Genomic DNA, 26,848 nt, shown 5'->3' with positions numbered 1-26,848 from the left:
GGACTTCGCGATGGAAACCTTGAACTACCTCGGCCAGGGCTTCGGCGTCGCGATGACCCCGACCAACCTGATCACCGCGCTGATCGGCACCCTGATCGGCACTATCGTCGGCCTGCTGCCGGGCCTCGGCCCGATCAACGGCGTGGCGCTGCTGATCCCGGTGGCCTTCGCCCTGGGCCTGCCGCCGGAAACCGCGCTGATCCTGCTCGCCGCCGTGTACCTGGGCTGCGAGTACGGCGGGCGGATCAGCTCGATCCTGCTCAACATCCCCGGCGAAGCCTCGACCGTGATGACCACCCTCGACGGCTACCCGATGGCACGCAAGGGCCTGGCCGGCGTGGCCCTGTCGCTGTCGGCCTGGAGTTCCTTCATCGGCGCCTTCATCGCCACCTGCGGGATGGTCCTGTTCGCCCCGCTGCTGGCCAAGTGGGCGATCGCCTTCGGTCCGGCGGAATACTTCGTACTGATGGTCTTCGCCATCGTCTGCCTCGGCGGTATGGCCGGCGACAAGCCACTGAAGACGCTGCTGGCGGCGTTGCTCGGGCTGTTCCTGTCCTGCGTCGGGATCGACGCCAACAGCGGCGTGTACCGCTTCACCGGGGACAGCATCCACCTCGCCGACGGCATCCAGTTCGTGGTCCTGGTACTGGGTCTGTTCTCGGTCAGCGAGATTCTCCTGCTGCTGGAAAAGACCCACCACGGCCAGGAAGCGGTCAAGGCCACCGGGCGGATGATGTTCAACTTCAAGGAAGCCGCCAGCGTATTCCTGGTCAACCTGCGCTGCGGCGTGCTCGGCTTCGTCATGGGCGTGCTGCCCGGCGCCGGCGCGACCCTGGCCAGCGCCGTGGCCTACATGACCGAGAAGAAGCTGGCCGGCGCCAAGGGCGAGTTCGGCAAGGGCGACATGCGCGGCCTCGCCGCCCCGGAGACCGCCATTGGCGGCGCGGCCTGCGGCGCCATGGTGCCGATGCTGACGCTCGGCGTGCCCGGTTCGGGCACCACCGCGGTGATGATCGGCGCCCTGACCCTGTACAACATCACTCCCGGCCCGCTGCTGTTCCAGCAGCAACCGGACATCGTCTGGGGCCTGATCGCCTCGCTGTTCATCGCCAACGTCATGCTGATCATCCTCAACGTGCCGATGGTCCGTGTGTTCACCCGCATCCTCGCGGTGCCGAACTGGGCCCTGGTGCCGGCCATCGCGATCATCACCGGGATCGGCGTGTACGGCGTGCACGCGACTACCTTCGATCTGTTCCTGATGGTCGGCATCGGCGTGCTCGGCTACATCCTGCGCAAGCTCGACTTCCCGCTCTCGCCGCTGCTGCTGGGCTTCATCCTCGGCGGGCTGATGGAACAGAACCTGCGCCGCGCGCTGTCGATCTCCAACGGCGAACTGGGCATCCTCTGGTCGAGCCCGATCAGCCTGGTGACCTGGGCCCTGGTGGTGGTGATGCTGCTGTTGCCGCTGGTCCGCGCCTGGCGCCGCCGCGCGGCCCGTCGCACGACAGGGCTGGCCGATGCCTGAGCGCGTCACCTGGAGGCTGTACTGGGCGACGCCGTTGGTCGGCGCCCTTGGCGGCTGGCTGGCAAGCCTGGTCGGCTGGCCGCTGCCGTGGATGATCGGCTCGCTGCTGGCGGTGATGCTGGTGCGCTGCCTGGCCGACCTGCCGCTGGCCGAAGTGCCGGGGGCACGCAAGTGCGGGCAATGGATCGTCGGCATCGGCATCGGCCTGCACTTCACTCCGGCAGTGATCGAGCAAGTGCTGGCGCACAGCGCGATCATCGTTTTCGGCGCCGTGGCCACCACGCTTTCCAGCGTACTGGCCATCGCCTTCATGCGCCGCAGCGGCGAGGACCGCGCCACCGCGTTCTTCGCCAGCATGCCCGGCGGCGCCAGCGAGATGGTCAACCTCGGGCAGCGCCACGGCGCGGTGCTCAGCCGCGTCGCCGCAGCGCAGAGCCTGCGCCTGTTGCTGGTGGTGCTGCTGGTGCCGGCGGCGTTCCAGTACCTGCTCGGCGGCGGCCAGCCGGGCCCGCACCAGGCCGCGCCGGTGGACTGGCGCTGGCTGGCCCTGCTGTTCCCGGCCGGGGCGCTGGTCGCGCTGGGCTGGCAGAAGTTGCGCCAACCCAATCCCTGGCTACTCGGCCCGCTGCTGCTGGCGGCCAGCGTCAGCCTCGGCTTCGACCTGCATATCGGCCTGCCGGCCGGTTCCAGCGGCGTCGGCCAATGGCTGATCGGCAGCGCCCTGGGTTGCCATTTCAACCGCAGTTTCTTCCGCAGCGCTCCGGCCTTCGTCAGTCGCACCCTGGTCTGCACGCTGTGGATGATGTTCGCCGCGGCGCTCGCCGCCGAGTTGCTCGGCTGGCTGACCACCCTCGACCACCAGTCGCTGATGCTCGGCATGATGCCCGGCGGCATCGCCGAGCTGAGCCTGACCGCCGAAGCCTTGCAGCTCTCGGTGCCGCTGGTCACCGCCCTGCAGGTGCTGCGGCTATTGCTGGTGCTGTTCCTCGCCGAGCCGTGCTTCCGCTACTGGAGGAAGCGCGCCGGCTGATCGAGCCACGCCGCCACACTGGATGTGTGGCGTTTTCCAGCCCGCCTCGTGCGGGCTTTTTTATTCCGCGCGCGGCCAGAGGGCACACAGCGGCGCCCGCCATGTGAAGAGCTGGGCGACAGTGGTCAGAGGTCCGGCAGCGACCAGTCGATAGGCGTCTTGCCGTTCTGCTCGAGGAACTTGTTGGTGCGGCTGAAGTGACCGTTGCCGAGGAAACCGCGGTAGGCCGACAACGGCGACGGGTGCGCCGACTTGAGGATCAGGTGACGCTGTGGGTCGATCAGCTTCTGCTTGCTCTGCGCGTGGCTGCCCCAGAGCAGGAACACCAGGCGCTCGCAACGCTCGTTGACCACCTCGATGACGCGGTCGGTGAACGGCTGCCAGCCGGCATTGGCGTGGGAGCCGGCCTTGGCCTGCTCGACGGTCAGCGAGGTGTTGAGCAACAGCACGCCCTGCTCCGCCCAGCGCTGCAGGTAGCCGTTGTTGGGAATCGGGATGTTCAGGTCGCGGTTGAGTTCCTTGTAGATGTTCTGCAAGGACGGCGGCGTCGGCACGCCGGGCTGCACCGAGAAGCACAGGCCGTGGGCCTGGCCCGGCCCGTGGTAGGGATCCTGGCCGATGATCACCACCTTGACGTTCTCCAGCGGCGTGGTGTTCAGCGCGTTGAAGATCAACGGCCCGGGCGGGAAGATCGCCTTGCCGGCGGCTTTCTCCTGGCGCAGGAACTCGCCCAGTTGCTTCATGTAGGGCTTGTCGAATTCCTCGCGCAGCGCTTCCTTCCAGCTCGCCTCGAGCTTGATGCGGTCGTCGTTATCGGTCATGGAACCCCCTGTCTCGGTACTGAAAAAGTCGTCCGGCCTTTTTCAGAAGGTCGCCGACAGCCTGTGGCCGCGGAACCGTAGAAAAGCGCGCCGCGCTTGTCAATCTCGGGACAGGCGGGCCTCTTCCAGCGGATACTTCACGCGCACCCGGTTGCGGTACAGGCACTCGCTGGCCAGCAAGGTGCCGGCCTGGCCCTTTTCCCGGATGTCGCGCCAGATCTCGTTGAGCCTCAGCACTGCCTCGCCGTCGCGGACAAAACGCTGGGCCCTCTCGTAGACGTGGTAGCGCACAGGGCGCGGCGCACTGCACAGCAGTTCGCCTTCCAGTTGGTGGGCGGCGATATGGAAGCGCAACTGGAAGGTATCCGCCGTCGGATTGTGCAGCACCAGGTCGATGAAGTTGTAGAAGATCGCCGCGCCCGAGCCGAACGGCAGGATCCGTCCCTCGTCGGGAAACGGGTCGAAGCTGTGGTTGGCCCGCTCCACCACGCGCAGCGGCGAATGCAGGGCCATCCAGTGGATCAGGTTGCTCAGTTGGCAGATGCCGCCGCCGATTCCGCTGCGCGCCTCGCCGAAGGACAACTCCATGCCTTCGACGAAGCCACGCCGGGCGCTGGGCCGACCGACCAGCCGGCAGAACGAGAAGTACTCGCCGGGGCCGATGCGCACGCCGTTCATGCAGTCCACCGCCAGGCGCAGGTTGACCACCTTGTTGCGTTGCAGGGCGAGGTCGCTGTCGCCGAGGCGGCGGATCAACTTCGAGGTGTGCTTGATGTAGCGGTACGGCAGGCGCTCGTCGACCGATGGCAGCCGCACGTAGCGACGGCCGCCAAGACGCCAGCGGCAGTGCCGCCAGAGACGTCGTTGCCAGACCCGCAGCCAGTAGAGCCAGGGGTGGTAGAGCGATAGGGGTTTGCGCATCGACGATCCTTGTCGGTCTCGGCCCACGGGCCGGAGGCAGCATTATGCCCGGAGCACTAGCCCTGGTGCAGCGCCCGGTAGTGACTGGGCGCCATGCCCACCACCTTGCGGAACAGCCGCGAGAAGTAATAGGGATCGGCGTAGCCGAGCTGCTCGGCGATCTGCCGCACCTCCAGCGCGCCCTCGTCGAGCAGGCGGCAGGCGTGGGCCATCTTCATCTGGATGAAGTCCTGGATCGGCGCCTGGCCGGTCAGGGCGCGGTAGGTCTTGGCGAAATGGAAGCGCGACAGCTTGAACTGCGCCGCCAGCTCGTCGAGGTTGAGGCTGTCGTGCAGGTGCGCGCGCATCAGCGCCTGCACCGCATCGATGTCCAGCACCCGCCCGGACTTCAGGCTGGCCCGCGCCGGACGCACCGCCAGCGAGGTGAGCAGGCCCTGCAACAGGTGCGCGGCATGGATGAAGTGCGGCAGGCTGAGGCCCTGGCGGCGCAGCGCCAGCAGCGCGTCGAACTCCGCCAGCAGGCGCGGCTGCATGCCCAGGCGCAGGCGCGGAGCGCTGCCCAGCGGACGCAGGAAGTCCTCCGCCAGGAGGCCTTCGAAATGTACCCAGTAGATGCTCCAGGGCCGCTGCGGGTCGGCGCCGTAGGCATGTTCCAGGCCCTTGGGCAGGACCAGCAGGTCACCGCCGCCGACCTCGACGCGCTCGTCGGCGCACTCCAGCCAGCCGCGTCCGGCACGGCAGTAGATCAACAGATGGTCGTCCGGCGCGCGCCGCTGCATGTGGTGGCCATGTGCCTCCGGGTAGTAACCGAGGGCCAGCGGGTAGCAGGCCTGGCCGAGCGGATGGCGGGCCAGGGCGCGACGCAGGCGGGGCGGCGTGATGAAACGCACCCCCTGGTTGGGCAGGGGCCAGGCGGAGGTCTGTACGGAACGCTTCACGGCGACGCGACTCGGTAGTCTGAATCCCAAGATCGTCCATCCCTTGCGCAAGATCGTCAATCCACAGGCGGCTTGCGGCCGGCTATAACGACTCAAAACAACATCCCGGTCCACCGGGAAGCGGAGGCGACGATGGCCAAGGCAATCCCCCAGCTGATCGACGGCGAATGGCGCGGCAGCCGTTCCCGCGAACTGATCGAAGTCACCGATCCGGCGACCCAGGACGTCCTCGCGCTGGCGCCGAAGGCCACCGCCGACGAGATCGAGCAGGCCATCGCCAGCGCCCAGCGCGCCTTCGAGACCTGGCGCGAAGTCCCGGCTCCCGAGCGAGCGCGGTTGATGCTGCGCTACCAGCACCTGCTCAAGGAACACCACGACGAACTCGGCGAACTGCTGGCCCGGGAGACCGGCAAGAACCTCGCCGATGCCAAGGGCGACGTGTGGCGCGGCATCGAGGTGGTCGAACACGCCGCCAACGTGGCCAGCCTGATGATGGGCGAGACGGTGGAAAACGTCGCCCGCGAGATCGACACCGCCAGTTGGATCCAGCCCCTCGGCGTGTGCGCCGGGATCACCCCGTTCAATTTCCCGGCGATGATCCCGCTGTGGATGTTCCCACTGGCCATCGCCTGCGGCAACACCTTCGTCCTCAAGCCCTCCGAACAGGATCCGCTGACACCCAACCGCCTCGCCGAGCTGTTCCTCGAGGCCGGCGCGCCGAAGGGCGTGCTGCAGGTGATCCATGGCGGCCGCGAGCAGGTCGATGCCCTCCTCACCCACCCGGACATCCGGGCGATTTCCTTCGTCGGCTCGGTCGCCGTCGGCCAGCACGTGTACCGCACCGGCACCGCGCACCTGAAGCGGGTGCAGGCCTTCGCCGGGGCGAAGAACCACATGGTGATCCTCCCCGACGCGAACAAGGCCCAGGTCCTCGGCAACCTGGTCGGCGCCAGCTGCGGCGCCGCCGGCCAGCGCTGCATGGCGATCAGCGCGGCGGTGTTCGTCGGCGCGGCGCGCGAGTGGATTCCCGAGCTGGCCGAGCGGATGGCCGCCCTGCGCCCCGGCCACTGGCAGGACCCGGACGCCGCCTATGGTCCGCTGATCAGTCCGCAGGCGCGCCAGCGCGTGCTGCGCCTGATCGCCGAAGGCAAGGCGGAAGGCGCCGAGTGCCTGCTCGACGGCTCGCAGTGCCAGGTCGAAGGCTATCCCAACGGCAACTGGCTCGGTCCCACCCTGTTCCGCGCAGTGACGCCGAAGATGGGCCTGTACCGCGAGGAGATCTTCGGCCCGGTGCTGGCTTGCCTGGAGGTCGATACCCTGGAAGAGGCGATCGCCCTGGTCAACGCCAATCCCTATGGCAACGGCACCAGCCTGTTCACCCGCTCCGGCGGCGCCGCTCGGCGCTACCAGCACGCGGTGCAGGTCGGCCAGGTGGGGATCAACGTGCCGATCCCGGTACCGCTGCCGTTCTTCTCCTTCACCGGCTGGAAGGGCTCCTTCTACGGCGACCTGCACGCCTATGGCAAGCAGGCGGTGCGCTTCTATACCGAGACCAAGACCGTCACCAGCCGCTGGTTCGACGATGAACCGACGACCGCCGAATCGTCGGCCGGCCCGAACATGACCATCCATCTCAAGTGACCCGAGGACCTATGGATTTCGACCTCACCGAAGAACAACGCCTGCTGGTGGAGAGCGCCCGCGCCTTCGCCCGCCACGAACTGGCGCCGAAGGCGGCCGACTGGGACCGCGACCATCACTTCCCGGTGGAAGTCATCCGCGCCGCCGCCGAACAGGGCTACCTCGGCCTGTACATCGCCGAGGAAGACGGCGGCCTGGGCCTGTCGCGGCTGTCCACCTCGCTGATCTTCGAGCAACTGGCCGCCGGCTGCGTGGCCACTACCGCCTACATCAGCATCCACAACATGGCCGCCTGGATGCTCGCCTCGTTCGGCGACGCGGCGCTGAAGGAGGCCTGGCTGCCCGGCCTGATCGGCGGCGAGTCGCTCGCTTCCTATTGCCTCACCGAGCCCGATGCCGGCTCCGACGCCGCGCGTCTGCGCACCCGTGCCCGCCGCGAGGGCGACGAATACGTGCTGGACGGCAGCAAGTGCTTCATTTCCGGCGCCGGTAGCACCCAGGTGCTGATCGTCATGGCGCGCACCGGCGAGGACGGCGCCAGGGGCATCTCCTGCTTCCTGGTGCCGGCCGACGCGCCCGGCATCCGCTACGGCCGCAACGAGGACAAGATGGGCTGGCGCGCGCAGCCGACCCGCACCATCACCTTCGAAGGCGTGCGCATCCCCGCCGGCAACCGCATCGGCCCGGAGGGCCAGGGCTTCGTCTATGCCATGAAAGGCCTCGACGGCGGCCGCCTGAACATCGCCAGTTGTTCCCTGGGCGCCGCCCAGGCGGCGCTGGAGCAGTCGATGCGCTACGTCGAGGAGCGCGAGCAGTTCGGCAAGCCGCTGGCGACCTTCCAGGCCTTGCAGTTCAAGCTCGCCGACATGCTCACCGAACTCACCGCCAGCCGCCAGATGGTCCGCCTCGGCGCCCATCGGCTGGACCGCGGCGACGCCGAGGCGACCCTGTACTGCGCAATGGCCAAGCGCTTCGCCACCGACTGCTGCTTCGATGTCTGCAACGAGGCCTTGCAACTGCACGGCGGCTACGGCTATCTCAACGATTATCCGCTGGAGCGCTGGGTACGCGACACCCGCGTGCACCAGATCCTCGAAGGCACCAACGAAATCATGCGGGTGATCGTCGCCCGCCGCCTGCTGGAGCAGGGCGGCATGCTCGATCGCCTGCTGTGAACGCCGCGAACCATCGCATCCGATAGTGCCGGGACGCCCCGGCCCATGATCCAGTGAGGGACTTCATGAACACTGCCGTCGAACCCTACAAGGCTTCCTCCTTCGACCTGACCCACAAGCTCACCGTGGAAAAGCACGGGCACACCGCGCTGATCACCATCAACCACCCGCCGGCCAACACCTGGGACCGCGACTCGCTGATCGGCCTGCGCCAACTGATCGAGCACCTCAACCGCGACGACGATATCTACGCCCTGGTAGTGACCGGCCAGGGGCCGAAGTTCTTCTCCGCCGGCGCCGACCTGAACATGTTCGCCGACGGCGACAAGGCCCGCGCTCGCGAGATGGCCCGCCGCTTCGGCGAGGCCTTCGAGGCGCTGCGCGATTTCCGCGGGGTGTCGATCGCGGCGATCAACGGCTACGCCATGGGCGGCGGCCTGGAGTGCGCCCTCGCCTGCGACATCCGCATCGCCGAGCGCCAGGCGCAGATGGCCCTCCCGGAGGCCGCGGTGGGCCTGCTGCCCTGCGCCGGCGGGACCCAGGCGCTGCCCTGGCTGGTGGGCGAAGGCTGGGCCAAGCGGATGATCCTCTGCAACGAGCGGGTGGACGCGGAAACCGCCCTGCGCATCGGCCTGGTCGAACAGGTGGTGGACAGCGGCGAGGCGCGCGGCGCCGCCCTGCTGCTGGCGGCCAAGGTGGCACGCCAGAGCCCGGTGGCGATCCGCACCATCAAGCCGCTGATCCAGGGTGCCCGCGAACGCGCGCCGAACACCTGGCTGCCGGAGGAGCGCGAGCGCTTCGTCGATCTGTTCGACGCCCAGGACACCCGCGAAGGGGTCAACGCCTTCCTCGAGAAGCGCGATCCCAAGTGGCGCAACTGCTGAGCCTTCCCATCGAACCCGGCGGGCTGCGCCACAGCCCGCCCGAGCCGAGAGCCCCGACATGAACGTGCTTTTCGAAGAACGCCCGAGCCTGCATGGCTTCCGCATCGGCATTGCCACCCTGGATGCGGAAAAGAGCCTGAACGCCCTGTCCCTGCCGATGATCGAGGCCCTGGCGGCGAAACTCGACGCCTGGGCCGAAGACGCCGGCATCGCCTGCGTGCTGTTGCGCGGCAACGGCGCCAAGGCCTTTTGCGCCGGCGGCGACGTGCGCAAGCTGGTGGACGCCTGCCGTGAGCAACCCGGCGAGGTACCGGCCCTGGCGCGACGCTTCTTCGCCGATGAATACCGCCTCGACTACCGCATCCACACCTACCCGAAACCCTTCATCTGCTGGGCCCACGGCTATGTAATGGGCGGCGGCATGGGGCTGATGCAGGGTGCCGGGATTCGCATCGTCACCCCGTCCAGCCGCCTGGCGATGCCGGAGATCGGCATCGGCCTGTACCCGGACGTCGGCGCCAGCTGGTTCCTCGCCCGCCTGCCCGGCAGGCTCGGCCTGTTCCTCGGCCTGAGCGCGGCGCAGATGAACGCCCGCGACGCTCTCGACCTCGACCTGGCCGACCGCTTCCTTCTCGACGACCAGCAGGACGCCCTGCTCGCCGGCCTGGTGCAGATGAACTGGAACGAGTCGCCCCAGGTGCAACTTCACAGCCTGCTTCGCGCCCTCGAACACGAGGCCCGCGGCGAACTGCCGGAGGCCCAGTTGCTCCCGCGCCGGCCGCGCCTGGACGCACTGCTCGACCAGCCGGACCTGGCGAGCGCCTGGCAGGCGCTGGTGGCGCTGCGCGACGACGCCGACCCGCTGCTTGCGCGTGGCGCGAAGACCCTGGCCGAGGGCTGCCCGATGACCGCGCATCTGGTCTGGCAGCAGATCGAGCGTGCGCGCTACCTGTCGCTGGCCGAGGTGTTCCGCCTGGAATACGCCATGAGCCTGAACTGCACGCGCCATCCGGACTTCGCCGAGGGGGTACGCGCAAGGCTGATCGATCGCGACAACGCACCGAACTGGCATTGGCCGCAGGTGGAATCGATCCCGCAGGCGGTGATCGAGGCGCACTTCGAGCCGACCTGGGAGGGCGAGCATCCGCTGGCGGGGCTCTGATCCGCCGCGCCGCCCTCTGCCGAAGGAGGGCGCGGGCCCGCCACGTCCATAGCGTCTAAGCTGTTTCACAGCATCCCCAAGAGGCCTCGCGGCCACCATAGGAGGAGCTCCATGAAACAGATCGCCTTCATCGGCCTCGGCCACATGGGCGCGCCGATGGCCACCAACCTGCTCAAGGCCGGCTACCTGCTGAACGTCTTCGACCTGGTGCAGAGCGCCGTCGACGGCCTGGTCGCCGCCGGCGCCAGCGCCGCCCGCAGCGCCCGCGACGCGGTGCAGGGCGCCGACGTGGTCATCAGCATGCTGCCGGCCAGCCAGCACGTCGAAGGCCTGTACCTCGACGACGATGGCCTGCTCGCGCACATCGCCCCCGGCACCCTGGTGCTGGAATGCTCGACCATCGCCCCGACCTCGGCGCGCAAGGTCCACGCCGCCGCCCGCGAGCGCGGCCTGGCGATGCTCGACGCGCCGGTGTCCGGCGGCACTGCCGGCGCGGCAGCCGGCACCCTGACCTTCATGGTCGGCGGCGACGCCGAAGCCCTGGAGAAGGCCCGGCCGCTGTTCGAGGCCATGGGTCGCAACATCTTCCATGCCGGCCCCGACGGCGCCGGCCAGGTGGCCAAGGTGTGCAACAACCAGCTCCTCGCGGTGCTGATGATCGGTACCGCAGAAGCCATGGCCCTGGGCGTGGCCAACGGCCTCGAGGCGAAGGTGCTGGCCGAGATCATGCGCCGCAGCTCCGGCGGCAACTGGGCGCTGGAAGTCTACAACCCCTGGCCGGGGGTGATGGAGAACGCTCCGGCGTCGCGCGACTACAGCGGCGGCTTCATGGCCCAGTTGATGGCCAAGGACCTCGGGCTGGCCCAGGAAGCCGCCCAGGCCAGCGCCAGCAGCACGCCGATGGGCAGCCTGGCGCTGAGCCTGTACCGCCTGTTGCTGAAGCAGGGCTATGCGGAGCGGGACTTTTCCGTGGTGCAGAAATTGTTCGATCCGACCCAAGGCCAATAGACAGGCAGGCGGGTCCGCGCCCAGGCTGGTCGATTCGACGATGCGAGGAGCCCGCCTTGAACGCCCTGCTGCTGCGTTACCGTTTCCGCCTGCTGTTCTTTTCCACCGTGCTGTTCACGGCGATCCTCGGCCTGCCGTCGAGCACCAAGCCACGGGTGCTCGGCAGCCTCCTGCTGCTGGTGCTGGCCGGGATGAACACCTTGCGCAGACGCAGTCCGCTGGTCTACCTGACGGCCTTCTTCGGCCTGTTCAGCCTGGCCCTGTACACCACTGCGGACTTCAGCAGTCCCTACTCCAGCCTGCCGCCCGGCCTGCTGCGCGGGCTGAGCCTGATCCTGCTGTATCTGACCCTGTTCGCCGCGCTGTTCCGCCGCGTCACCCAGGAGCGCCCGGTGACCCACGAGCTGCTCTACGGACTCTGCGCGCTCTACCTGCAGATGGCGCTGGCCTTCGCTCTCGCCTACTACATGGTCGAACAGATGCAGCCGGCCAGCTTCATCGCCAGCCATGGCGCACTCGGCCTGGATACCTTCGTCTACTACAGCCTGGTGACCCTGACCACCGTGGGCTACGGCGACATCCAGGCGATCAACCCGCTGGCGCGCCTGCTGGCCGGCAGCGAAGGAGTGATCGGGGTCCTGTTCATCGCCCTCGCCGTGGCCCGCAGCCTGACCCTGATGAGCGACAGCGAGGAGGTCTGATTATTAAGCTGGGCTAACGAGTGCATCCCCCTCGCAGCGGTTTATCCCGGCAAGCGCAGGGCGGATGATGCTGATCGACGCCGCTCTGCGGCATTTCTCGAACGGAAGGTGCAGCATGAAAATCGCCCTGATCGGCGCCACCGGCCACGTCGGCCACTATTTCCTCAACGAAGCCCTGCAACGCGGCCACGCGGTAACCGCCCTGGTCCGCGACCCGAGCAAGCTGGCGGCGCGCGACGGCCTCGGCGTAGTGCAGGCGGACGTCAGCGACCCGGCCCAGGTGGCCAGCGCCGTGGCAGGCCACGAGGTGGTCATCAGCGCTTTCAACGGCGGCTGGGGCAGCGCCGACCTCCGCGCCCGCCACGCCGCCGGCAGCCAGGCCATTCTCGACGGCGTGAAACGCTCCGGCGTGCCGCGCCTGCTGGTTCTCGGCGGCGCCGGGAGCCTGGAGATCGCCCCCGGCCAGCGCCTGGTGGACAGCCCGGAATTCCCCGAGCAGTGGAAACAGGGCGCCCTCGGCGCCGCCGACGCCCTCGACCAACTGCGCGGCGAGCAACGACTGGACTGGGTGTTCCTCAGCCCGGCGATGCTCCTCGAACCCGGCCAGCGCAGCGGCAAGTTCCGCCTCGGCGGCGACCAGGTCCTGTTCGACGCCAAGGGCGAGAGCCGGATTTCCCTGGAAGACCTGGCGGTAGCCATGCTCGACGAGGCCGAGCAGCCCCGTCATCATCGCCAGCGCTTCACCGTGGCCTACTGAAAAGACCAGGCGCCCCTCTCGGGCGCCTTCGTCGTCAGCCTTCGGACTTCGCCGCCGGCGTGACGATATCGAACCAGAAGTCGAAGTCGCCGAGCATGCCGAACAGTTGCCCCAGCAACAGCGGATTGCCGGAACTCTTCAGTTTGCCCTCGAAGACCAGGCGTACCGCCGATACCTCCTTGAGCAGCAGCCGGTTGAGATCGGCGCGGTCGATGCTCACGGTCTGCCCGGCGTCCTCGCTCTGCACGCCGCGCAGGTTGTTCAGGTGCGAGTTCTTCAGTTCCAGCAGGTAGTTCTCGCCGATGTCCGGCAGGCGCAGGTTGATGCTCAGCGCCTTGCCTTCCGCAGCGCCGGCGTCCAGGCGCACGCCGAGATAGTCGAACAGCAGGCCGGTGTCCATCGCCGCCAGGGCATCGGCGCTGCCGGCCTTCATCGTCGGCTGGTCGCGCGGTACGCCGTGGCGCAGTTCGTAGGCGGCGCTGAGGTAGCTGTTGCGCCAGCCGGCGTTCTCCGCCTGGTAGCCGAGCTGCTCCAGGGCGTCGGCCTGCAGCTCGCGCGCGGCCCGATTATCCGGCTCGGCGAAGACCAGCCTGTTGACCACCTCGACCACCCAACGGTATTCGCCCCTGGCGTACGACGCCCGCGCTTGCTCCAACAGGCGCTCGGCGCCGCCCATGTATTCCACGTAGCGGCCCGCCGAGTCCTCCGGGCTGAGCGGGTCGAGGCTCGCCGGGTTGCCGTCGTAGTAGCCCAGGTAGCGGTTCAGCACGGCCCGTGCGTTATGGCTGACCGAGCCGTGGTAGCCGCGGTCGTACCATTCCTGGTCGAGGCTGGGCGGCAGGCGCAGGCGGTTGTGCACCTGGCCGATGGTCACGCCCTGGTTGGCCAGGTGCAGGGTCTGGTCGTGCAGGTAGCCGTACAGGTCGCGCTGCTTCTCCAGCACCTCGACGATCTCCGCGTTGCCCCAGCGTGGCCAGTTGTGCACCGCGAACATCACCTCGGCCTGCCTGCCGAAACGATGCAGCGCCTGGTTGATGTACTTGCTCCAGCCCAGCGCATCGCGTACCTCGGCGCCGCGCAGGGTGTACAGGTTGTGCAGGGTGCCGACCACGTTCTCGGCCATCAGCAGGGCCTTCTGCCGCGGCAGCCAGATGTTCATCTCCGCCGGCGACTCGGTGCCCGGCGTGTTCTGGAAGGTGAACGGCACGCCGTCCAGCACCAGGTCCTCGCCCTCGCCTTCGATCAGGCGGGTCGGCGCCAGCAGGCTCAGCGGTCCGCGCGCCAATCCCTTGCCGATGGCCATGTCGACCTGCCCCTGCGGCCCCTTGGGCAGTTGCGTGCCGTACTGGTAGGTGGCGCGGCGCATCATGGCGTTGCCGGCCAGGACGTTCTCCTTGATCGCCGCCTCCATGAAGCCGGCCGGAGCGATGATCTGCACCGCGCCGCTGGCGACCTGCTGCGGCTCGACCAGACCGCGCACGCCTCCAAAGTGATCGGCGTGGGCGTGGCTGTAGATCACCGTACGGATCGGCCTCTCGCCCAGCTCGCGGCTGACCAGCTCGTAGGCCGCCCTGGCGGTGGCCGGGGTGGTCAGGGTGTCGACCACGATCCAGCCGCTGTCGCCGCGGATGAAGGTGATGTTGGCCAGGTCGAAGCCGCGCACCTGGTAGATACCCTCGGCAACCTCGAACAAGCCGTACTTGAGATTGAGCAGGGCCTGGCGTTGCAGGCTGGGATTGATGCTGTCGCGAGGCTTGCCGTCGAGGAGGAAGTCGTAGCCACCGAGCTGCCAGGCGACGCTGCCGTCAGGGTTGCGGATGAGCACCCGCTCCGGGCGCCGGATCAGGCCGCGTTCGGCGCGCTCGAAGTCGGCACGGTCGGCGAACGGCAATTCCGCTTCGACCCGCCGCTGGGCCTCGACGGTGAAGGCGCTGGGCGGCTTGGACGCGGAGGGTTCGGCGGCGCCGGCGAGTAGCGGGGCGAGCGCCAGGAGTGCGAGCAGACGGCTCATCGGATGCTCCGTTTTATTGTTGTGAGGTTCGGCTGGCACTATGCCGAGCGGCACGACAATAATTCCAATGCATTCCAGGCCGATATTCGATGCGGAGTCCGCATGAGCGATCTACGCCAGTTCCGCCACTTCGTCGCCCTCGCCGAGCACGGCCACTATGCCCGCGCCGCCGAAGCGGTGAATCTCAGCCAGCCGGCGCTGTCCCGCAGCATCCAGGCGCTGGAGGGACAGTTGGGTTGCACCCTGGTGGAGCGCGGCAGCCGCGGCGTGGCCCTCACGGCCCACGGCCGGCTGGTGCTGGAACACGCTCGGCGCCTGCTGGCCGGGCATCGCGCACTGCACAACGCGGTAAGCCAACTGGGCAATCTCGACAGCGGCGAGCTACGCCTGGGCGGCGGTCCCTTCCCCGCCGCACGGCTGTTGCCCGAGGCACTGGCCGGTTTCTCCAGCGCCCACCCACGCGTGCGCGTCGCACTGCTCATCGAGGACTGGCAGACCCTGCGCCAGCGCCTGCTGGATGACGCCGTCGAACTCTTCGTCGCCGATATCCGCGAGCTGCAAGGCGATCCGCAGTTGCGCATCCACCCGCTACGCGAGCATCCCGGCGTACTCTTCTGCCGCCCCGGCCATCCGCTGCTGGGTCTGGAGCGGCCGAGCGCCGGGCAATTGGCCGATTACCCGCTGGCCGGCCCGCGTCTGCCCGCGGAAGTCCGCGGCGACCTGGCGCGCCTGCTGCAACGCGACGAACCGCTCGGCATACAGTGCGACGATGTGCTGATGCTCAAGGGCCTGGTCGGCTCCAGCGAGCTGATCAGCCTGGCGCCCTGGGACGTGGTTGCCGCCGACGTCGAGGCCGGCCGCCTGGCGCTGCTGCCCTGGCCCGCCGGCGCCGAGCCCGCCCGCGCCAAGGGCTCCGCCTACGGTCTGGTCAGCCGCGCCGGCCGCAGCCTGTCGCCGGCCGCGGCAGTGTTCGTCGAGCGGGTGCTGGAACAGGACCGGCGCTTCGCCGCCACCTGAGGCTCAGCGCCAGCGAGCGTCGTCGCGGCGCTCCTGCCAGGAACGGTTCCAGTCGCGCCCGCGGTTGTCACGGTCGCGGTCGTGATAGCGCTCGTAGCGGTAGTCGGGACGATGCCGGTGGTCGTCGCGGTCGTAGACCACGCAGGCCGACAGCGGCAGGACGAGGATCAGCAGGGAAAGCAAACGACGCATGGCGCCTCCTGTGCGGTTCCGGCCTCTCCTGCGGATGCGGGAGGATTGCCTGTTCCGGAACCTGCACATCGGACTGCGCGGCGCGCGGGCGGTGCCCGCGGCGAGAGTAAAGCCTGGGTAAATCAGCCGAGGCTACGCAGGTGCAGGACGCCGAACAGCAGCACCTGGAGGCGCTCCAGCCAAGGTGCCGGGCGCGCCTTGAGACGCCCGTTGAGCAGCAGGATCTCGGCGGCATGGACCAGCACCAGCACGCCGGACAACAGCAGGATCGGTCGATGCAACTCGCCCAGCGGGTAGGCCAGGTTGACCAGCGCGACGAGCCAGAACATCGCCAGGGCGCCCTTGGCGAACGACAGAAAATGACTCATGGGAACCTCCTCGTTTCGGTATCGGCAGAGTGTGCCGAGCAAATGCGCCAAGAGGGTCCGCACTTTCGACTGGAAAGCACGACGGCGCCCGCAGGCGCCGTCTTTGCTTGCGCACCTCAGTTGCGCCAGCGAGGCGCCCCGCCCTGCTGGCCCCGGTGCCGCGGACGATCCTGCCCACCGTGTTGCTGCCAGCGTTGCGGAGAATGCCCGCGCCATTGCGGCTGGCCACCGCGCTGCCAGTTGCCCGGATGCCGCTCGCCGCGATGGGCCGGGCGCGATTCGTGGTGGCGCTGCGGGTAGCGATATTGCTCGCGCCGGTAGTCGCGGTGGCCATCGTAGCGGCGTGGCGCCGGGTAGTAGCGTTGGTCGTAGTAGCGCGTCGAGTAGTAGCGCCGTTCGCTACGCCAGCCATCGTCGTAGACGCGATAGCGTGGCACTTCGTAGGCGTAGGGCTGGCCGCGATAGCGGCGCCAGTCGCCGTCATCGTAGTCGTAGTCATACACCGCGCAGCCACCCAGGCTGGCGAGAAGCAGAAGAAGCGGGACTCTCAGGAATGTGCGCCACATGGCAGCCTCCTGCGGCCCCGCCGCCAGCCGGACGACCGGCGACGCTACGAGGCGCGCATACGACGTGAAGACTCGGGAAAAGGGAGCGGGCTCAGCACCAGCCTTTCTTGGCCTGGCCTGGAGGACAATGGGGCGGGCCGCCGCGATGGTAGCCGTAGTAACCCTGGTCGAAGTCCAGTTCGACGCAGGCGCCCGGCCCCCCGCTGCAACCGCTCCCCAGGAAGGCCGCCGGCAGCAGCCCGATCAATCGCATGACCATCAGCATTCTCCTTCATCGCAGAACGCAGCCGAACCACGCCTGGACAAGATCCCGATGGAGCGGGAAGCCGGTTGCGGCGGTTGCAACCCGGCTGCACTAGAGACCGAAGGGAAAAACGGAAATTCCCTGAATCCGACCAACGACAGGCCCCTCCAGGGCGTGACCGCCGCCGGCGTTTCTCGGTAGAGTGCGCGGATCAAGGACTGTCGGCACCGCCGGCAAGGCTCAAGGAGCATGCATGCAACCCATCGACCGCGCCCAGGCACAGCAGCGCGCCAACGACATCCTGGTGTTCCAGCGCGAGCTGCAACGCCTCGACCAGGAGCAGGCGTTCCGCCTCGAACCGACCCAGGCCCGGCAACTCGCCGACTATCACCTGGCCCTGCTGGACAGCTACCGCGACCGTTTCGACATCGACCACGACCTGCGCAGCCAGCAACTTTCGCTGGGCATGCGGGTGGCCTCGTTCTTCGGCGCCCTGGCCTTCGCCGCCAGCGTGTTCCTGCTGTTCTATCGCTTCTGGGGCCTGTTCCCTACCGTCGCCCAGGTGGCGATCCTGGTCGGCAGCGCCTTCGTCGCGTTCTTCGCCACACTCTGGGTCCAGGCCAAGGACACCTCTGGCTACTTCAGCAAGCTGGCGGCGATGGTCGCGTTCGCCTGCTTCGTCCTCGACCTGACCATGCTCGGGCAGATATTCAACGTCACCCCCAGCGACCTGGCCCTGGTGCCCTGGGCGCTCTACGCCCTGCTCCTGGCCTACCTGTGCAACGCCCGCCTGCTGCTGGCGGCGGCGATCCTCTGCGTGATGGGTTTCATCGCCGCGCGCGTCGGCACCTGGGGCGGCGGCTACTGGCTGAGCGTAGGCGAGCGACCGGAGAACTTCTTCCCCGCCGCCGCGCTGATCTTCGCCGTGCCGCTGTGCTTCGAGCAGCGCAACTTCAGCGGCTTCGCCGTGATCTACCGGGTGTTCGCCCTGCTCGGCCTGTTCCTGCCGATGCTGGTGCTGGCCAACTGGGGCTCAGGCAGCTACCTGGCGTTACCGTCGGCGCTCATCGAGGGGCTCTACCAGGTCGCCGGCTTCGTCGCCGCCGCCCTGGTGATCTGGCTCGGCGCGCGACGCAACTGGGCCGACGTGAGCAATACCGGGATCACCTTCTTCGTCATCTTCCTCTACACCAAGTTCTTCGACTGGTGGTGGGAAGCGATGCCGAAGTACCTGTTCTTCCTGGTGCTCGGCCTCAGCGCCCTGCTGATCCTGCTGGTCCTGCGCCGCCTGCGCACGCCCCTGGGCATCGCCGCGAGGACTGACGCATGAATCGCAACCGTCGCAACGCCCTGGTCGCCGGCAGCCTCCTGCTGCTGGCGGCGAACCTGGCCGCCCTCGGTGGCGTCGCCTGGAACCGGTCCGGCGAGGCCGAAAGCAAGTTGGTGCTCAGTCAGCGCGAACTCCAGCGCAACTGGTCCTACGGCTTCTGGAGCGAAGAGAACAGTGGCGTCGAACTGCGCCTGGAGCTTCGCTCGCCGAACGGCGAGCCGCCCAATGACCTCGCGCCCCCGCTGCCGCCCGAGCAGATGCGCGCCCTCGGTTTCAGCATCCCGGACGCGCTCGACGAAGAGAGCGTACGGCGCTACCGCCGCCAACAGGAAAAACAGGTGCTACTGGTCCTGGAGCTCGACGGCCCGGCCTATCGCCGCGAAGTACGCCTGGCCGAGGAGCGCCTGGCCGAGGCCCGCGCCCGCAGCAAGGCCCTGCCCAAGGACGAAATGCTGTCCAGCCAGATGGAAGCCGCTCGCCACCAACTGAAGCATGAGCAGGGAGAGGCCAGCCGACTGTTCATCGTCGACGCTGGCCTCGACCTGGCCGCCCTGCGCCAGCGCTACCCCGAGCGCCAGCGCTACGCCATCGTCAAGGGCCGGGTGCGTCCCTGGTCCGCGGTCGACGAAGGCAGGACGCTGGTCGGCGGCTACATCAGCCGTACCGACCTCGCCGCAATCAACGTGCCACGACAATGGCACGCGGTATTCGCCAAGGTCGACGGACAAAACTACCGGCTAGCGCCGCTGGAACTGCACCTCAGCTTCGGCCAGCGCCTGGAGCCCTGGATCACCAACGCCGTTCGCCGCTGAAACGCCCCGCCCGGCGCGCGATGCTTGCATCCGCGCGCCGGGCGCTGCACCCTGGGCACCCGCCAGCCATCCACCGCGCCATGAACAGCGAAATCGACCCCGGCCGCTGCCCGCTGTGCCAGCAATCCAACCGCTGCACCCTGGCCGATCCCGCTAGCGCCGCCCAGGCTTGCTGGTGCTTCACCATGGAAATCGATGCGGCCGCGCTGGAGCGGATTCCCGCCGAGCTGCGCCGCCGTGCCTGCCTCTGCCCGCGCTGCGCGCAACTATTGCCGCCCGACGCCGACGACTGATGCGACTGGACCGCTTCCTCGCCAACCTGCCCGAACTCAGCCGCCGCGACGCGCAGATGCTGATCGCCGGTGGACGCCTGCGCGTGGACGGCCAGGTGGTGCGCGACGGCACCCACGAAGTGCGTGTCTTCAGCCGGGTGGAACTGGACGAGCGGCTGCTCCAGGCTGGCAAGCCGGCGCGCTACTACATGCTGCATAAACCGATGGGCTGCGTCAGCGCCACCCGCGACCCGCAACACCCGACCGTCCTCGACCTGTTCCCGGAAGACCAGCGCGACGACCTGCACATTGGCGGTCGTCTCGACTACAACACCACCGGCCTGATGCTGCTGACCAACGACGGCCAGTGGTCGCGCCGCCTGACCCTGCCGGGCAGCCGGCGCGACAAGGTCTACTACGTGGAAACCGAGGCGCCCATCGACCAACGCTACGTGGATGCCTTCGCCGCCGGCCTCCACTTCCGCTTCGAAGACCTGATCACCCTCCCCGCGCAGCTCGAACCGATCGGCCCACGCTGCGCCCGCCTGACCCTGCACGAAGGCCGCTATCACCAGGTCAAGCGCATGTTCGGCCACTTCGACAACAAGGTGCTGCGCCTGCACCGCGAGCGCATGGGCGATATTTGTCTCGACCCGCAGTTGCCGCCGGGTGCCTGGCGCCCCCTGAATGCTGAAGAAATCTGTTCGGTGTGAAACCCCGCCGCCCGCCGCCTGTCCACCGAAAGAGGCCGGACCGCAGGGGTTTGGCCGGCCGTCGCGAGCGACGCTAAGCTGAATGGCGTCTGTCGGAGCGACAGCCTTTCCCGCATGGAGCAAGAGAAAGCGCCGATGAAAAGATCCCTTGCCGTACTGCTGCTGGCCTTCGCCGTCGGCAGCCTCCACGCGGCGCCCGCCAGCCCAGCGAACGCGCCTTTGCCGCCGGCCGACATCAAGGCGCGGCTGAAGAGCATGAAGCCCGGCGAGTACCTCTGGTACCCGGAGGTTTCCCCGCAGGGACCGGTGACCATCGTGGTCAGCCTTACCGAACAGAAGGCCTACATCTACCGCAACGGTATCGCCATCGGGGTCAGCACCCTCAGCTCCGGCAAGAAGGGCCGGGAGACCCCGACCGGAGTGTTCTCGATCCTGCAAAAGAGCGTCGACCACAAGTCCGACCTCTACAACAGCGCGCCCATGCCCTACATGCAGCGCCTTACCTGGGACGGCATCGCCCTGCACGCCGGCAACCTGCCCGGCTATCCCGCCTCCCACGGCTGCATCCGCCTGCCCATGGCGTTCGCCAAGAAGCTCTACGGCATCACCGGATTCAGCTCCACCACGGTAATCATTTCCAACGCCAGCAGCGCGCCGAAGGAAGTCGACCACCCCGGCCTGCTGGCGCCGACGGTAGCGGACGGGCGACCGGTGACGCTGCCGGTAGAGCCCGGAGAGATCGCCTGGAACGACCCCGGCGCGGAGCGCGGTCCGTTGTCGGTGCTGATCAGCCGCGCCGACCAGCGCGCCTATGTCTACCGCGGCGGCCTGCGCATAGGCACCGCACCGGTGCAGTTGCCGGCACGCCCGCAAACCGGCATGGCAGTGTTCTCGCTGCTGGAAAAGCCGACCCTGGACGAAATCGGCGAGACCTCGCCGAACCTGCGCTGGTCGGTGGTCCAGGTGAGCAACCCGGGACAGGGCCTGACACCCTCCGAGCAACTGGGCAAGATCCGCATGGACCCGACCTTCGTCCGCGAAATGCTGAGCGCCATGGACGTCGGCAGTACCCTGGTGATCACCGACTGGGCCTCAACCCGGGACACCCACAGCGACTCCGATTTCACGGTGATCGCCACGGAAACACCGAACAATCCGACGAAATCGCTTAAAAAGTAGTCGGCAAGTTGTTCAAAAATCGAGCACAATGCCTCTCATCCGGTAAAAACCACACTGAACCGATGGGAATACTGCTCGTATGCCAACCTTCCTCCGTGCCGCCCTGCGCAGGCTGAGCCTGGCGGGCGCCACCCTTTGCGCACTGGCCAGCGGGCCGGTGTTCGCCATGTCACTTCCCTCCGCCAAGGACCTTCAGAAACTCGCTCCCCAGGCCAGCCTGCCGACCCTCGAACTGGCCCTCACCGCCTATGCCTGCGCGAGTGCGAGCCAGGGTGGCGACAACGGCCTGCTGACGGTGATCGACTACTCGCGGCCGTCGCGCGACAAGCGCCTCTGGGTATTCGACCTGAAGGCCCGCAAGCTGCTCTTCGAAGAGTGGGTGACCCACGGCAAGAACAGCGGCGATGACCTTGCCACCTCCTTCTCCAACCGGCCGAACAGCTACCAGTCGTCGATCGGGCTGTTCCAGACCGGCCAGCTCTATACCGGCAAGCACGGCCAGTCGCTGCGCCTGGTTGGCCTGGAGCCGGGTTTCAACGACAAGAGCGAAGAACGCGCCATCGTCATGCACTCCGCCGCCTACGCCGATCCCAGGGTGGTTCCCGGGCTCGGCCGCCTGGGCCGCAGCCAGGGCTGCCCTGCGGTACGCCCGGCCGTGGCCGCCCGGCTGATCAACACCCTCAAGCGCGGCAGCTACGTGTTCGCCTACTACCCACAGCCGAAGTGGCTGGAAACCTCGCGCTTCCTCGCTCCGCAGAGCTGCGCCGTGGCACGTGCGGCACGCACGCCGGAAGTCATCGCCAGCCTGCTCAAGTGAACCGCCGGGGCGGCGGCCGCGCCGCCCCTCTCCTTCCCGGCCCCCCGAAATCGCGGCATCGGCGCTTGCCCGGCGGCATTTCGTCGGATTCCTTCCCTTCTTCCCCCATCCACAAGCGAAACAGGGCTTGCAGCCCGGCACGCCGGCTGCTTAACTGACGCTCACGTTGTGACCGATCGGTCACAAACGACTTCCAAGAAAGCCCGCGTGACTGCCCGCGCTTCGGCGCCGGCCTTTCCTGCCCGGCCAATAGCTGCATCGCCAAGACCCGAAAGGGTTTCGGACGAACTCTATTTGCCTGTAAGTCGTTGAAAATTAAAAGTTTATTAAATCCATCCGAATGACATTCAACTGTCATTGGGAGGCGCTTTCATCTGCCCATGAGCATTTTGTATTCGCCGCGACAAGCAGGTCGCCGCGTTCCCATCGAACGATTCCAGGAGGAAGCGACATGAGGCCGGAAACAGCCATCATCGAGATCCACGGGCAATACAGGATTCACACCGAGTTCTACGGCAACCCCTCGGCGCAGCAGACCATCATCCTGGTCAACGGCTCGCTGTCGACCACAGCGTCCTTCGCCCAGACCGTGAAGTACCTGCAGCCGCATTACAACGTGGTGCTCTACGACCAGCCGTATGCCGGCCAGTCCAAACCCCATAACGAAAACCGCACGCCGATCAGCAAGGAATGCGAGGCCAGGATCCTGCTGGAACTGATCGAACGCTTCCGCGCCGACGTGGTGATGTCGTTCTCGTGGGGCGGCGTCGCCACCCTGCTGGCCCTGGCGCAGCGTCCCGGACGGATCCGCAGGGCGGTGGTCAACTCATTCTCGCCTCAGCTCAACCCGGCCATGCTCGACTACCTGCATCGCGGCCTCGACTACCTCGCCGCCTGCGATCGCACCCAGGTCGGCAAGCTGGTCAACGAAACCATCGGCCGCTACCTGCCGCAGTTGTTCAAGCGCTACAACTTCCGCCACGTCAGCAGCCTGGACGAGCACGAATACCACCAGATGCACTTCCATATCCGCGAAGTGCTGCGCCTGAACGCCGATAGCTATACCGAGAGCTTCGCCGGCATCGAGATCCCGGTGCTGTTCATGAACGGCGAGCTGGACATCTACACCACGCCCCACGAAGCCCGCCAGTTCGGCCAACTGATCCGCGGCGCGGAATTTCACACCATCCGCAATGCCGGCCACTTCATCGACGTCGAGCACAAGGCCGCCTGGCAACAGACCCAGGACGCCCTGCTGGCCTTCCTCCGCCCGCAGCGCACGCAGCCGCTCAACCCGATCTACCGCCCCCAGCCCAACGGCGCCAGCGTCCCCCTCGCCGCCCTCGCCAGCTAACCGCCACCGCCACGGGGAGCCCCGCTCCCCTGGCGGAAAAACCCAGCGAAATCAACAAAAACCCCGCCCCGGGCTTCACCTGCCGCCGCGCATCTGGTAAAAAGGCGCCCTGGCCGCAAAAGCCGTCCGAGCGGGCGTCGTATAATGGCATTACCTGAGCTTCCCAAGCTCATGACGAGGGTTCGATTCCCTTCGCCCGCTCCACTCCATCAATCCAAGGATTTCCAAGAACGTCCACTGAGCGTTTCAAGTCGTTGAAAATAAACAAATTTTTCTTCTGACTCGATCCAGTGACGTCCACAGAAATCCAGTCCAAGCCACGACTTTTTAGTCCATTATTTAGTCCATCTTTAGGACGGTGCGGAGTTCGGATTGTTGCTGGGGGTGCGGATCGATCGTGATCAGCATCTGGTTCCTGACCCTAATTCAGGAACTGGAACATGGCACTGTCCGACCTCAGCGTTCGCAAAGCAAAAGCCACTGGCAAGGAATACACCCTCGCGGATTTTGATGGACTCTCTCTGGCTGTAGCGCCAGGCGGGGGCAAATCCTGGCATTTCCGCTACCAGTGGTTTGGCAAGCAGAAGCGAATGTCGCTGGGCACCTACCCGGAGCTTTCCCTCCGAGACGCCCGGATCATTCGGGATGAAGCCCGCGCCCTGCTGGCCAAGGGCACCAACCCTCACACTCATCGCAAGCACAAGCGTGCCACTGCCCGACTGACCAACGAGTACACCTTCAAGGCGGTCTTCCTAAAATGGCTCGCGCACCGGGGTCTGACCTTTGAAGAGGGACGGCAGACCACCCAGTCCTTGATCCCGCGCATCTTCGCAAACGATGTGCTGCCCCTCCTGGGTAAACGGTCCATCTACGAAATCAGGCGGGTAGACCTGCTCGAAGTCATCGGGAACATCGAGCGGCGCAAGGCGCTGTCGGTCGCCGAGAAAGTCCGGACCTGGTTCAACCAGATGTTCCGCTACGCGCTGGTGGTCGTGCCCGGCCTTGAGCAGAACCCTGCCTCTGACTTGGATGTGGTGGCCCAGCCGCTGCCGCCGGTAAACCACAACCCGTTCCTGCGCATGCCCGAGCTACCGAAGTACCTGCAACGCGTGCGTAAGTATCGCGGCCGGCTGCGGACACAGTTGGGGCTTCGGCTCCTGATGCTGACCGGTGTGCGCACAGGCGAACTGAGGCAGGCGACTCCCGACCAGTTCGACTTGGACCAAGGCTTGTGGATCATTCCGGCGAACGTGGTCAAGCAGCTCAAGACCGATATGCGCCGCAAACGCCAGCTACCACAGAACATCCCGCCATACATCGTGCCCCTGTCGGTGCAAGCCATCGAAATCGTTCGATACCTGTTGGAAGAGTTCAAGCCGGCACAACGCTACCTGCTGCACGGTGACGTGGACATCAAGTCCCGCATCAGTGAAAACACCCTCAACAGTGCGCTGAAACGCATGGGATATCGGGATCTGCTGACCGGCCACGGCATGCGCGCCACGATGTCCACGGCGCTCAACGAAATCGGCTACCCGAAAGTGTGGGTCGATGCACAGCTATCCCACGTCGACCCCAACAAGGTCAGTGCGACCTACAACCATGCCGAGTACGTCGAGCAACGGCGACGCATGATGCAGGACTGGGCTGACCGGCTCGATCTGTTCGAGCAGAACAAGGTCAAAGCTGCCAGCACTCCGCTTACCGTGCACCTGGAACAGGTGCCAGAGCCCGCAGGGACCAACTCCGGCCCGTTTGCGGACAGGTCATCGAATGCCTCCCCGATTCTTCTGGTGAGCACTTCAGCCGAAGCGATGCCGTTGGTGATGGCATCGGAACACAGGCTGCCTGCCGTGCCAGTGCCACGTGCGGCCCAGGAAGAGGCGCTTTCAGACGTTCAGCGGGAGCGCATGGCGCTGGTTGACCTCTTCGAGTCGCCCCACAATCTCCCCGTCGCGGAGTTCGCCAAACTGGCGGGCAAGTCCCGCCGCTGGATCAGCTATGAGGTCAAAGCGGGCAACCTGCTGGCATTGAACATCGGCAACCGTGGGCAGCGCGTGCCGGACTGGCATCTTGACCCCGCCAAGCACGCCTTGATCCAGGCATTGCTCAAGGTGAATCGGGGCGCAGAGCCCTGGACCATTTACCACGCGCTCGTTGCGCCGCGTGGTGGCTCCCGGAAACGCTCGGCGATTGACTCGGTGACCTTCGATAATCTGGACAGGATGATCAGCCTGGTTTCGACGACTATCAAAGAGGGCGAATGGGCCGAAACCCGTGTTCGTTGAGCATGGGCACTCGTAATGCCTTCCCTTAAGGTATGTTCCTAGTGCCACCTTCCGTGCTGCGTTCTGGGCAACCCTTCGACCAAGCATGGTCGAAGGGTTGCGGCACCATCTTCTTCAACCTTGCTCTGGCATCGGTTGAATCCAGCATCCAGGGCTTTCGCAGTCGAAGAAGTCCACCTGGATCGGCCCCAGGTCATCCTGGATCGGCCGCAGGTCATCCTGAATCGTCTGGTAGGCATAGTTGCAGTACACCTGATCGTTGCGGAACACCGATACCGCAACCCGCTGGATGCCCGTGTCGCGCATGCGCTGGAGCAAGTGCCGGTCATGCTCTCCAATACCCCAGCCAAAAAGCGTCAAAGCGTGCCGCTCCGAAGTCAGCACTTCCCGATACACGGTTGAGAGGTAGTAGCTGCTCCGAATCGAGGCGATTTTCTGTGCTTTCGTTCCCTCGCTGACGAACAACGGTACGTATTCTTCGCTCTGCCAACTATCCAAGATCGTCTGCAACAGCCTTCCGCCTGCGGCGTGGATCTTGAACTCTTGCTCAACAGCATCACGACAAAGGGCCAAGCTTCCGTGCGGATAGAACACCAGTGTGTTCTCTCTCTCCCAAGAGGCGTCGGAATTTCTGCCAATCATCATCGAATGTTGCGTTGCCGACGAAACAATCCTTGAAGCGATGGCCGTCCTGAAGGTTTAGCCCATAGGTCATCGCCCAATACACCAGCAGATCGTAATTGAGCGATAAAACCGTGTCGAACGATCTGAGAAAGTTACGCATAGACGGCAGATAGTCTTGCACCTCGGCGTACTCGGGATGAATCGCTCGAACGGCCTGAATCAGACTGTCTCTGACTCGCAAGTAGGCTTGATGCGTACGATCGTCGGGTATGTCCAACGATTTGTTGACGTTGGTTGCCTGCCAAACGAGGCGAAGAATGAGCTCGAAATCGGACGTATCGAAGAAAGCAAAAAGGCGGCCCACATCCTCTGTAAGCAGCCCGTTTTGCTGGGCGTGTTCGCGCAATGAGCCGTAGGCAAAGCGTGGCGACACGGCGATGCTTGCTCCATTGCCCAATAGAATCGTGCCGCGATGATACTGAGCGGCAATCTCGG

Annotated in this window: 26 protein-coding genes, 1 tRNA gene and 1 pseudogene; 19 read left to right on the top strand and 9 right to left on the bottom strand. The window is 66.5% G+C overall.

Features of this window, described 5'->3' with window-relative positions:
* Positions 1 to 10 precede the first annotated feature (10 nt).
* A complete protein-coding gene (locus LT948_RS00425) occupies positions 11 to 1,528 on the top strand; it encodes a tripartite tricarboxylate transporter permease (protein WP_003110251.1) in 1,518 nt (505 codons plus the stop codon).
* On the top strand, positions 1,521 to 2,558 hold the full coding sequence (locus LT948_RS00420; protein WP_003134364.1) for an AbrB family transcriptional regulator: 1,038 nt from the start codon (positions 1,521 to 1,523) through the stop codon (positions 2,556 to 2,558). Before LT948_RS00425 ends, LT948_RS00420 begins: the two co-directional genes overlap by 8 nt.
* Before the next feature lie 125 nt (positions 2,559 to 2,683).
* Here the strand turns inward: LT948_RS00420 and ung are convergent, their stop codons facing one another.
* The 3 genes from ung to LT948_RS00405 all read right to left on the bottom strand — a co-directional run bounded on the left by ung (position 2,684) and on the right by LT948_RS00405 (position 5,238).
* Entirely contained in the window at positions 2,684 to 3,379 is a 696-nt protein-coding gene (gene ung / locus LT948_RS00415; protein ID WP_003085510.1) for a uracil-DNA glycosylase, read from the bottom strand.
* 99 nt (positions 3,380 to 3,478) lie between these two features.
* Complete coding sequence (locus LT948_RS00410; protein WP_003085508.1) at positions 3,479 to 4,300, bottom strand: VanW family protein; 822 nt, start codon at positions 4,298 to 4,300, stop codon at positions 3,479 to 3,481.
* 56 nt (positions 4,301 to 4,356) lie between these two features.
* Positions 4,357 to 5,238: an AraC family transcriptional regulator gene (locus tag LT948_RS00405; protein ID WP_010793852.1), complete on the bottom strand. Its 882-nt coding sequence runs from the start codon at positions 5,236 to 5,238 to the stop codon at positions 4,357 to 4,359.
* Between the two features lie 132 nt (positions 5,239 to 5,370).
* On the opposite strand from LT948_RS00405, the gene LT948_RS00400 reads away from it, so the two are divergent.
* From LT948_RS00400 to LT948_RS00370, 7 genes are all read left to right on the top strand, one after another.
* A complete protein-coding gene (locus tag LT948_RS00400; RefSeq protein ID WP_023097959.1) occupies positions 5,371 to 6,879 on the top strand; it encodes a CoA-acylating methylmalonate-semialdehyde dehydrogenase in 1,509 nt (502 codons plus the stop codon).
* An 11-nt stretch (positions 6,880 to 6,890) separates the two neighbouring features.
* Positions 6,891 to 8,054 (top strand): isobutyryl-CoA dehydrogenase, encoded by a 1,164-nt coding sequence (locus LT948_RS00395; RefSeq protein WP_023097960.1) that lies wholly within the window; start codon positions 6,891 to 6,893, stop codon positions 8,052 to 8,054.
* A 65-nt stretch (positions 8,055 to 8,119) separates the two neighbouring features.
* Positions 8,120 to 8,938 carry an enoyl-CoA hydratase gene (locus tag LT948_RS00390; RefSeq protein ID WP_003085498.1) on the top strand — a complete coding sequence of 273 codons (819 nt, stop codon included), beginning with the start codon at positions 8,120 to 8,122 and terminating at the stop codon, positions 8,936 to 8,938.
* A 58-nt stretch (positions 8,939 to 8,996) separates the two neighbouring features.
* Complete coding sequence (locus LT948_RS00385) at positions 8,997 to 10,100, top strand: enoyl-CoA hydratase/isomerase family protein (RefSeq protein WP_003114169.1); 1,104 nt, start codon at positions 8,997 to 8,999, stop codon at positions 10,098 to 10,100.
* A 111-nt stretch (positions 10,101 to 10,211) separates the two neighbouring features.
* Entirely contained in the window at positions 10,212 to 11,108 is an 897-nt protein-coding gene (gene mmsB, locus LT948_RS00380) for a 3-hydroxyisobutyrate dehydrogenase (protein WP_003116513.1), read from the top strand.
* A 56-nt stretch (positions 11,109 to 11,164) separates the two neighbouring features.
* Positions 11,165 to 11,809: a potassium channel family protein gene (locus tag LT948_RS00375; protein WP_003085490.1), complete on the top strand. Its 645-nt coding sequence runs from the start codon at positions 11,165 to 11,167 to the stop codon at positions 11,807 to 11,809.
* 115 nt (positions 11,810 to 11,924) lie between these two features.
* A complete protein-coding gene (locus LT948_RS00370) occupies positions 11,925 to 12,566 on the top strand; it encodes an NAD(P)-dependent oxidoreductase (protein ID WP_003098346.1) in 642 nt (213 codons plus the stop codon).
* Positions 12,567 to 12,600: 34 nt separating this feature from the next.
* Here the strand turns inward: LT948_RS00370 and LT948_RS00365 are convergent, their stop codons facing one another.
* Positions 12,601 to 14,577 (bottom strand): alkyl/aryl-sulfatase, encoded by a 1,977-nt coding sequence (locus LT948_RS00365; protein WP_017148764.1) that lies wholly within the window; start codon positions 14,575 to 14,577, stop codon positions 12,601 to 12,603.
* Positions 14,578 to 14,679: 102 nt separating this feature from the next.
* On the opposite strand from LT948_RS00365, the gene LT948_RS00360 reads away from it, so the two are divergent.
* Entirely contained in the window at positions 14,680 to 15,594 is a 915-nt protein-coding gene (locus LT948_RS00360; protein WP_022579822.1) for a LysR family transcriptional regulator, read from the top strand.
* A gap of 3 nt (positions 15,595 to 15,597) precedes the next feature.
* Here LT948_RS00360 and LT948_RS00355 read toward each other — a convergent pair whose 3' ends face one another.
* The 4 genes from LT948_RS00355 to LT948_RS00340 all read right to left on the bottom strand — a co-directional run bounded on the left by LT948_RS00355 (position 15,598) and on the right by LT948_RS00340 (position 16,985).
* A complete protein-coding gene (locus tag LT948_RS00355; RefSeq protein WP_003085482.1) occupies positions 15,598 to 15,786 on the bottom strand; it encodes a hypothetical protein in 189 nt (62 codons plus the stop codon).
* Positions 15,787 to 15,908: 122 nt separating this feature from the next.
* Positions 15,909 to 16,154: a DUF1145 domain-containing protein gene (locus LT948_RS00350; RefSeq protein ID WP_003085479.1), complete on the bottom strand. Its 246-nt coding sequence runs from the start codon at positions 16,152 to 16,154 to the stop codon at positions 15,909 to 15,911.
* A gap of 116 nt (positions 16,155 to 16,270) precedes the next feature.
* A complete protein-coding gene (locus LT948_RS00345; protein WP_003085474.1) occupies positions 16,271 to 16,720 on the bottom strand; it encodes a hypothetical protein in 450 nt (149 codons plus the stop codon).
* 91 nt (positions 16,721 to 16,811) lie between these two features.
* Positions 16,812 to 16,985, bottom strand: coding sequence for a hypothetical protein (locus LT948_RS00340; RefSeq protein ID WP_009878032.1), 174 nt, complete (start codon positions 16,983 to 16,985; stop codon positions 16,812 to 16,814).
* A 232-nt stretch (positions 16,986 to 17,217) separates the two neighbouring features.
* Here LT948_RS00340 and LT948_RS00335 point away from each other — a divergent pair, with 232 nt between their 5' ends.
* The 9 genes from LT948_RS00335 to LT948_RS00295 all read left to right on the top strand — a co-directional run bounded on the left by LT948_RS00335 (position 17,218) and on the right by LT948_RS00295 (position 25,729).
* Positions 17,218 to 18,294 (top strand): DUF2157 domain-containing protein, encoded by a 1,077-nt coding sequence (locus tag LT948_RS00335; RefSeq protein WP_003085464.1) that lies wholly within the window; start codon positions 17,218 to 17,220, stop codon positions 18,292 to 18,294.
* Entirely contained in the window at positions 18,291 to 19,106 is an 816-nt protein-coding gene (locus LT948_RS00330; RefSeq protein WP_015503461.1) for a DUF4824 family protein, read from the top strand. The genes LT948_RS00335 and LT948_RS00330 overlap by 4 nt, the downstream gene beginning before the upstream one ends.
* An 80-nt stretch (positions 19,107 to 19,186) precedes the next feature.
* Entirely contained in the window at positions 19,187 to 19,399 is a 213-nt protein-coding gene (locus LT948_RS00325) for a cysteine-rich CWC family protein (RefSeq protein WP_023112330.1), read from the top strand.
* Positions 19,399 to 20,091 (top strand): pseudouridine synthase, encoded by a 693-nt coding sequence (locus tag LT948_RS00320; protein ID WP_015503463.1) that lies wholly within the window; start codon positions 19,399 to 19,401, stop codon positions 20,089 to 20,091. Before LT948_RS00325 ends, LT948_RS00320 begins: the two co-directional genes overlap by 1 nt.
* 135 nt (positions 20,092 to 20,226) lie before the next feature.
* Positions 20,227 to 21,270 carry a L,D-transpeptidase gene (locus LT948_RS00315; protein ID WP_021264274.1) on the top strand — a complete coding sequence of 348 codons (1,044 nt, stop codon included), beginning with the start codon at positions 20,227 to 20,229 and terminating at the stop codon, positions 21,268 to 21,270.
* 79 nt (positions 21,271 to 21,349) lie between these two features.
* Positions 21,350 to 22,087: a murein L,D-transpeptidase catalytic domain family protein gene (locus LT948_RS00310; RefSeq protein ID WP_021264273.1), complete on the top strand. Its 738-nt coding sequence runs from the start codon at positions 21,350 to 21,352 to the stop codon at positions 22,085 to 22,087.
* A 451-nt stretch (positions 22,088 to 22,538) separates the two neighbouring features.
* A complete protein-coding gene (gene phaG, locus LT948_RS00305; protein WP_033989648.1) occupies positions 22,539 to 23,441 on the top strand; it encodes a (R)-3-hydroxydecanoyl-ACP:CoA transacylase in 903 nt (300 codons plus the stop codon).
* A 130-nt stretch (positions 23,442 to 23,571) separates the two neighbouring features.
* Positions 23,572 to 23,645, top strand: a tRNA-Gly gene (locus tag LT948_RS00300).
* A 236-nt stretch (positions 23,646 to 23,881) separates the two neighbouring features.
* The gene (locus tag LT948_RS00295) at positions 23,882 to 25,729 is read left to right on the top strand and encodes a tyrosine-type recombinase/integrase (protein ID WP_033995190.1); all 1,848 of its coding nucleotides are present in this window, start codon (positions 23,882 to 23,884) and stop codon (positions 25,727 to 25,729) included.
* Between the two features lie 114 nt (positions 25,730 to 25,843).
* On the opposite strand, the pseudogene LT948_RS00290 reads toward LT948_RS00295, so the two are convergent.
* Positions 25,844 to 26,786 (bottom strand): annotated as a pseudogene (locus LT948_RS00290) (DUF4917 family protein).
* Between the last annotated feature and the right edge of the window lie 62 nt (positions 26,787 to 26,848).

Source organism: Pseudomonas sp. CP-1, assembly GCF_021213715.1.
Classification (GTDB): Bacteria; Pseudomonadota; Gammaproteobacteria; order Pseudomonadales; family Pseudomonadaceae; genus Pseudomonas; species Pseudomonas aeruginosa.
This window is presented reverse-complemented; position numbering and strand designations above follow the sequence as displayed.

What these genes read in the sequence shown, in the direction of transcription:
- LT948_RS00335 (WP_003085464.1), top strand. Translation starts at nt 17,218, where the DNA reads ATGCAACCCATCGACCGCGCCCAGGCACAGCAGCGCGCCAACGACATC.
- LT948_RS00350 (WP_003085479.1), bottom strand. Translation starts at nt 16,154, where the DNA reads ATGAGTCATTTTCTGTCGTTCGCCAAGGGCGCCCTGGCGATGTTCTGG.
- LT948_RS00425 (WP_003110251.1), top strand. Translation starts at nt 11, where the DNA reads ATGGAAACCTTGAACTACCTCGGCCAGGGCTTCGGCGTCGCGATGACC.
- LT948_RS00295 (WP_033995190.1), top strand. Translation starts at nt 23,882, where the DNA reads ATGGCACTGTCCGACCTCAGCGTTCGCAAAGCAAAAGCCACTGGCAAG.
- LT948_RS00325 (WP_023112330.1), top strand. Translation starts at nt 19,187, where the DNA reads ATGAACAGCGAAATCGACCCCGGCCGCTGCCCGCTGTGCCAGCAATCC.
- LT948_RS00310 (WP_021264273.1), top strand. Translation starts at nt 21,350, where the DNA reads ATGCCAACCTTCCTCCGTGCCGCCCTGCGCAGGCTGAGCCTGGCGGGC.
- LT948_RS00360 (WP_022579822.1), top strand. Translation starts at nt 14,680, where the DNA reads ATGAGCGATCTACGCCAGTTCCGCCACTTCGTCGCCCTCGCCGAGCAC.
- LT948_RS00315 (WP_021264274.1), top strand. Translation starts at nt 20,227, where the DNA reads ATGAAAAGATCCCTTGCCGTACTGCTGCTGGCCTTCGCCGTCGGCAGC.
- LT948_RS00400 (WP_023097959.1), top strand. Translation starts at nt 5,371, where the DNA reads ATGGCCAAGGCAATCCCCCAGCTGATCGACGGCGAATGGCGCGGCAGC.
- LT948_RS00420 (WP_003134364.1), top strand. Translation starts at nt 1,521, where the DNA reads ATGCCTGAGCGCGTCACCTGGAGGCTGTACTGGGCGACGCCGTTGGTC.
- LT948_RS00395 (WP_023097960.1), top strand. Translation starts at nt 6,891, where the DNA reads ATGGATTTCGACCTCACCGAAGAACAACGCCTGCTGGTGGAGAGCGCC.
- phaG (WP_033989648.1), top strand. Translation starts at nt 22,539, where the DNA reads ATGAGGCCGGAAACAGCCATCATCGAGATCCACGGGCAATACAGGATT.
- LT948_RS00340 (WP_009878032.1), bottom strand. Translation starts at nt 16,985, where the DNA reads ATGCTGATGGTCATGCGATTGATCGGGCTGCTGCCGGCGGCCTTCCTG.
- LT948_RS00330 (WP_015503461.1), top strand. Translation starts at nt 18,291, where the DNA reads ATGAATCGCAACCGTCGCAACGCCCTGGTCGCCGGCAGCCTCCTGCTG.
- LT948_RS00365 (WP_017148764.1), bottom strand. Translation starts at nt 14,577, where the DNA reads ATGAGCCGTCTGCTCGCACTCCTGGCGCTCGCCCCGCTACTCGCCGGC.
- LT948_RS00410 (WP_003085508.1), bottom strand. Translation starts at nt 4,300, where the DNA reads ATGCGCAAACCCCTATCGCTCTACCACCCCTGGCTCTACTGGCTGCGG.
- LT948_RS00370 (WP_003098346.1), top strand. Translation starts at nt 11,925, where the DNA reads ATGAAAATCGCCCTGATCGGCGCCACCGGCCACGTCGGCCACTATTTC.
- LT948_RS00390 (WP_003085498.1), top strand. Translation starts at nt 8,120, where the DNA reads ATGAACACTGCCGTCGAACCCTACAAGGCTTCCTCCTTCGACCTGACC.
- LT948_RS00385 (WP_003114169.1), top strand. Translation starts at nt 8,997, where the DNA reads ATGAACGTGCTTTTCGAAGAACGCCCGAGCCTGCATGGCTTCCGCATC.
- LT948_RS00345 (WP_003085474.1), bottom strand. Translation starts at nt 16,720, where the DNA reads ATGTGGCGCACATTCCTGAGAGTCCCGCTTCTTCTGCTTCTCGCCAGC.
- LT948_RS00320 (WP_015503463.1), top strand. Translation starts at nt 19,399, where the DNA reads ATGCGACTGGACCGCTTCCTCGCCAACCTGCCCGAACTCAGCCGCCGC.
- LT948_RS00355 (WP_003085482.1), bottom strand. Translation starts at nt 15,786, where the DNA reads ATGCGTCGTTTGCTTTCCCTGCTGATCCTCGTCCTGCCGCTGTCGGCC.
- mmsB (WP_003116513.1), top strand. Translation starts at nt 10,212, where the DNA reads ATGAAACAGATCGCCTTCATCGGCCTCGGCCACATGGGCGCGCCGATG.
- ung (WP_003085510.1), bottom strand. Translation starts at nt 3,379, where the DNA reads ATGACCGATAACGACGACCGCATCAAGCTCGAGGCGAGCTGGAAGGAA.